At 51.0% G+C, this 4,813-nt stretch carries 3 protein-coding genes; 2 read left to right on the top strand and 1 reads right to left on the bottom strand.

The features are described 5' to 3' along the window. Window positions 1–249: 249 nt before the first annotated feature. Window positions 250–663, top strand: a complete 414-nt coding sequence (locus AC2T28_RS24845; RefSeq protein ID WP_486751283.1) for a hypothetical protein — start codon at window positions 250–252, stop codon at window positions 661–663. Window positions 664–742: 79 nt separating this feature from the next. Next, window positions 743–3,298: a DUF4132 domain-containing protein gene (locus AC2T28_RS24840; protein WP_486751282.1), complete on the top strand. Its 2,556-nt coding sequence runs from the start codon at window positions 743–745 to the stop codon at window positions 3,296–3,298. A 1,015-nt stretch (window positions 3,299–4,313) separates the two neighbouring features. On the opposite strand, the gene AC2T28_RS24835 is transcribed toward AC2T28_RS24840, so the two are convergent. After that, window positions 4,314–4,538 carry an SMODS domain-containing nucleotidyltransferase gene (locus tag AC2T28_RS24835; RefSeq protein ID WP_486751281.1) on the bottom strand — a complete coding sequence of 75 codons (225 nt, stop codon included), beginning with the start codon at window positions 4,536–4,538 and terminating at the stop codon, window positions 4,314–4,316. Between the last annotated feature and the right edge of the window lie 275 nt (window positions 4,539–4,813).

Raw genomic sequence — 4,813 nt, 5'->3', positions numbered from 1 at the left:
CTCTCATATCAATAAGGAAATTGAATCAGTCAGACATCCCTAAATCAACAAGAGTTTTTCAACAGAATAAGCCCAATGCCGACATTCGACAGCAATTGCTGTTGCAGTAATGAAGTCTGCCAATCCTACTGTTTACGGCCAATCTACATGTGTCGTGAAGCTACGCCGGTCGATTCGCCCTTGAGTAGAATACTCTAAGGGTTAATCTGGGAACCGATTTGCCAGACTATTGCACTCGGAGATTTCTTAATGTCTTTTCAGCTTCAACCCGACGAATTTAAAATCACGATCAGGGATGAGAACTTCCCACGATCCGAAGTGGTCGAATTGCTTTTAATACTCAGCGCGCAGAAGCTGACAGCGGGTCAATTGATTGCAGAACGCGTTCGGGCCGAATGCGATGAACGGCTGCTTGATCAAGATGGTAATGACGCACCAAGGCTCATCACCCCTGAGAAACAGGAGCGGGCTCTGAATAACTCAGTCACGCGGCGTTCCTTAGACCCCGATAGCCAGGTGGCAAGCGCCTTGCGAGCATTCGAAGTTAACAGTTTCATTCTTCTCGTTGACGACCAGCAGCTCGAAAGCCTGGAGGAGGAGGTGACGATCGCCAAGGAAACTGTTGTCACGTTCCTCAAACTAACGCCGCTGATCGGGGGATAATCATTTGTTCATTCTGAAGAAACTCTTCGGGGGGGGCTCAGCGGGTAGTGGAGCCAACGCTGACGGCCAAATCCCCAAAGTGACGCGCGGGCAGAGTTTGGCGGAAACCGAACTGGGCGCATTGCTGCTTAAGATCGATCAAGAAATCCGCGAGGCAGGGCAGGAACGCCCTTACTATGACTACAAGGCATCGGACAGCGAAACCTACAAGGTGCTCAAAAAGAATCCGGAGCAAGCCGCGGCGATGGCGCGGTTTATTTTCAAGAGCCGTGCTGAGATCATTCGACCAGCCCAAGGAGCTTCGCGTTGGAGCAGATCCCACTGGCGCGGCTTCGCCGTGTTCACTGCCCTGATGCGTTCGACTTTGCCAATCCCTCCAGAGGAATTGCTGGATTGGATAGGACAGCTAAAACAGGAATATAGTCGCGCTCAGAGCAGAAGCAGCCGTCCGCAATCAACCCTAAGCGATTGGCCGATCGCTTTCATGATCCAAATGATCGAACGCAAGGCCAAGAAGACCGCATTGTCAGGTGAGGCGTTAGAACAACTCAAGGCCATGTTGTCCTGGAGCGAAATGAGTCAAGAGAGCTACTACGGCACGGATTTTTCCAAAATCAAAACCCGTATCCAGGGCCTTTTAGGTCAAGCAGAGGATTTTGACCTGGAAGTACAGCCCTACAAGAAACTGTCCGGTGACGAATTTGGTGATCCACTGGAAGCAGAACTGAACGCGTTGACACCGGATGATGCCAACAAATGGCATCGCGTCTTCAACCTCGCGTCGTCAGCCAATGGCGGCAAACCGACCAAAAAATTTCTAGCCGAGGCCAAGGCGCTCAAAGATCAACTGGGTAAAGAATGTGTCCGTATCCATGTGCAAGAGTGGATCACTCGCGCCTTATCGGCAAAAGTGATCGAAAATACTGTGACACATAACTACGGTGGGAATGAATACAGCTTCGTGGAAATGACTGTGTTCACGAAATCCAACGCGACGTTGCTCAAAGGGCTTGTCTGGATTTGCAATGGATTCCGGGATTCGAAAACCGTCAACCTCGTCGCTGATCTCTGTGAAAAATCCATGAAAAAGATCCCTGGTGTCGGACCGGCTGCACAGGCCACGGCAAATGCGTGTTTGTGGTATCTCGAAGTCACCCCAGGCACCGAGGCAACTGCCCGATTGTCGCGATTGTCCACCGCGATCAAACAGAAAAGCGTGCAAAAGAAAGTCGCCACAATCGTCGCAAATAAGGCCGAAGCGGCGGGGATCACAACGATCCAGCTAGAAGAGCGCGTGGTGCCAACTTATGGGCTGAGTGCAGGGGAAAAGACTGTTTCTTTTGATGACTACACTCTGCAGATCACCGTAAACGGGCCGGGCAAGGTCATCCAAACATGGCTTAAACCGGACGGCGGTGTACAAAAGACCAAGCCAAAATTCGTGGCTGAAAAGGCTGCGCATAAAACCAGATTCAACTCGGTCAAGGCCGAGGTTGCCGCCCTGAAGAAAGTGCTGACCGCTCAGCGTGACCGAGTTGATCGGCTTCTTGCCGAGGACTTAGAATGGTCTCTGGATGAGATCGAAACATATTATGTTAGCCACAACCTGATGTGCGTGATCGCCAAGCGGCTCATCTGGGCTTTGCAAACGGATGGCGTATCAGCTGGTGCAATCTGGCGCGACGGGACTTGGCAAGACGTGACCGGCAAGCAGGTCAAGACCACCGACCAGACCCAGGCGCGCCTGTGGCATCCTATAGATTGGAACATTGAGGAGGTAATGGCCTGGAGAGCACGTTTGGCCGAGCTGGACATCGTGCAACCGACCAAGCAGGCTTATCGCGAGGTCTATCTGCTGACCGACGCTGAGAGAAACACTGGTGTCTATTCCAACCGGATGGCCGCTCATATGTTGAAACAGCACCAAATGGCCACCCTGATGGCAGCGCGCGGATGGCGTTATCAGCTGATGGGTGCCTATGACGACGGTCTTGATGATCAATGGGCGCACAAGAGCTTTGTCACCAATGATCTGTCAGCCGAATACTTGCTGCACACAAATTGGGACGAAGAGCACTGGAACGAGGCTGGCATCTATCTCTATGTTGGCACGGATCAGTTGCGGTTTGTCCGCGATGGCGAGTCCGTAGAACTGGAAACCGTGCCGCCGCGACTATTGTCCGAAACAATGCGCGAGGCAGATCTTTTTGTGGGGGTTGCCAGTGTCGGCAATGATCCCGCCTGGGCTGATCAGGGGCCCACACCAGAAGCTCGAAACTACTGGTCGAGCTATTCCTTCGGTAAGCTTGACGGATTTGCTGAGACCCGGAAACAAGTGCTTGAAGCCCTGCTGCCGCGTCTCAAGATCCGCGATGTGGCCCATATCGACGGTAACTTCCTGATAGTTAAAGGAAAAATGAACACCTACAAGATCCATCTTGGGTCGTCGAATATCTTGATGTCACCGGGTGATCGCTATCTTTGCATCGTGCCCGGAGGGGTTTCCAAATCCGCCCAGATTGCGCTCCCATTTGACGGGGACAACCGACTTTCTGTTATCCTGTCCAAGGCGCTCATGTTGGCCGAAGATGAAAAGATCACTGCGAAAGATATCATCAACCAGATTAAATGCTGATTGTCGCCAAAGGGGTTTGATCTGCTGAATTCATCAAAAACCTAGCTTTTGATTATTCGGCTGGAGATTGGCGACACGGTTTCAGCAGATCAGAAACTTTGAGCTGAGGTTCTTGTCGTTGCGACGCGGATCGCCAAAAGAGAATTTGCGCGCATCAGCCAGGGCGGGAAGATTGCCAACCCATACTGAGCGGGAGTTCGGCTAGAAGCCCCCCCGGTAAGAAGCGACTTCGATGCGTTTGCAATCATGCGGTCAGGCCAACGCGGTTGGGAATGGATTCGAAACTGTGGCGACATACTACTTCGCCATCCAATAATACAGTTTTCACGCATCATGTCCGAGTGGGATATTGTCTTGTGGTCGGGCCATAAATTTACTGCGATCCGTTTCCATCACAACATGACCTCCCTTTTTTGAAGCCTTTGATCCTCTTGCAGTAACTGGATCTTTGTAAACATCACGTCATTCGCCAGAGCCGGTTTTGAGCCGTTCGCGCGCTGCCTGGAAATACAGTGATCCCGACTTTGCAAAGTGCGAAAACTGAGCAGAGCTGCCGTTGGTAGTGATCGCGTCTAACGGCAGTAGTCAGCCCTTCTACGACATTCGTGCTGGGTGCAGCATGAAGCGGTATATCGAGCACAAAGGGCGGAATGCCGCCATTCTCCGCGGGTTGCACCAAAGTCTGCAGTGCGGACATTCCCGCCGTGTGCCTCAGTGTCGCGCTCAAGTGCCTTTTTAGTGACCGTCCCGGAAACAAAACACATTAGACGCGCCTTTTCGAAAGGGCTGGGAAGCAAAGCAACTGCGTTCTGTGGAACAATGATGGAATTTCATACTCACGGATTGTCACAAAGCGTGTAGCATCATCACAGGTTATTTGGATGATCCAGCACTCTTGCAAAGCCAACTGCATATTAGCCCTGCCAGGAAAGAGATTCGAAATGAAATTTCCAAAAATTCAGAATTTTCTCATTTTCTCTTTGGTCCTACTTCTTACGGCTTGCGGGACAACAAGTTATCCGGTTCCGTCAGCATCAAACTCCTTACCAGCCAAAGGCCGAATAATGGTATTGTGAGCGAGGGACCCCTGCTTCCGAAAGAAACGTACTTTTGTGTCATAGTCTGATCCCAGAATACAATTCTGAATCGCTGTAATGCTGGTATCAAGAGAGTCCAAACGACCCTGATCAATGTTCACCACGTCGTTTAGGAAATCATCAAAATATGATTTATGCTCCAACGAAAAACCTCAAATAATAATTAGATGCATTGAGCCTGATTTGCATAAGGCCGATTGCCCTGATCAGTACCTTTCAAGTGTGGTTCATGGCAACCTTAATACTCCACCTTAAAGTGCATCGTTGAAGGCGAAGTTTCTAAAAAGGTATAGATTATCGGGAGTCTGCTTTGTGCGAGCTCGTTCAAGCTTCTCGCACCTGCGGCGAATGACCGGAACCCACCCTTAGTGCTCTGGATGCCGCCTCATGCTGCGCCCGGCACGAATGTCTCGATTGG

This window comes from Parasedimentitalea nitratireducens, assembly GCF_057444295.1.
Note: the sequence above shows the minus strand (reverse complement) of the source record. Positions and strands in the feature narration are given on the sequence as shown.

What these genes read in the sequence shown, in the direction of transcription:
- AC2T28_RS24845 (WP_486751283.1), top strand. Translation starts at nt 250, where the DNA reads ATGTCTTTTCAGCTTCAACCCGACGAATTTAAAATCACGATCAGGGAT.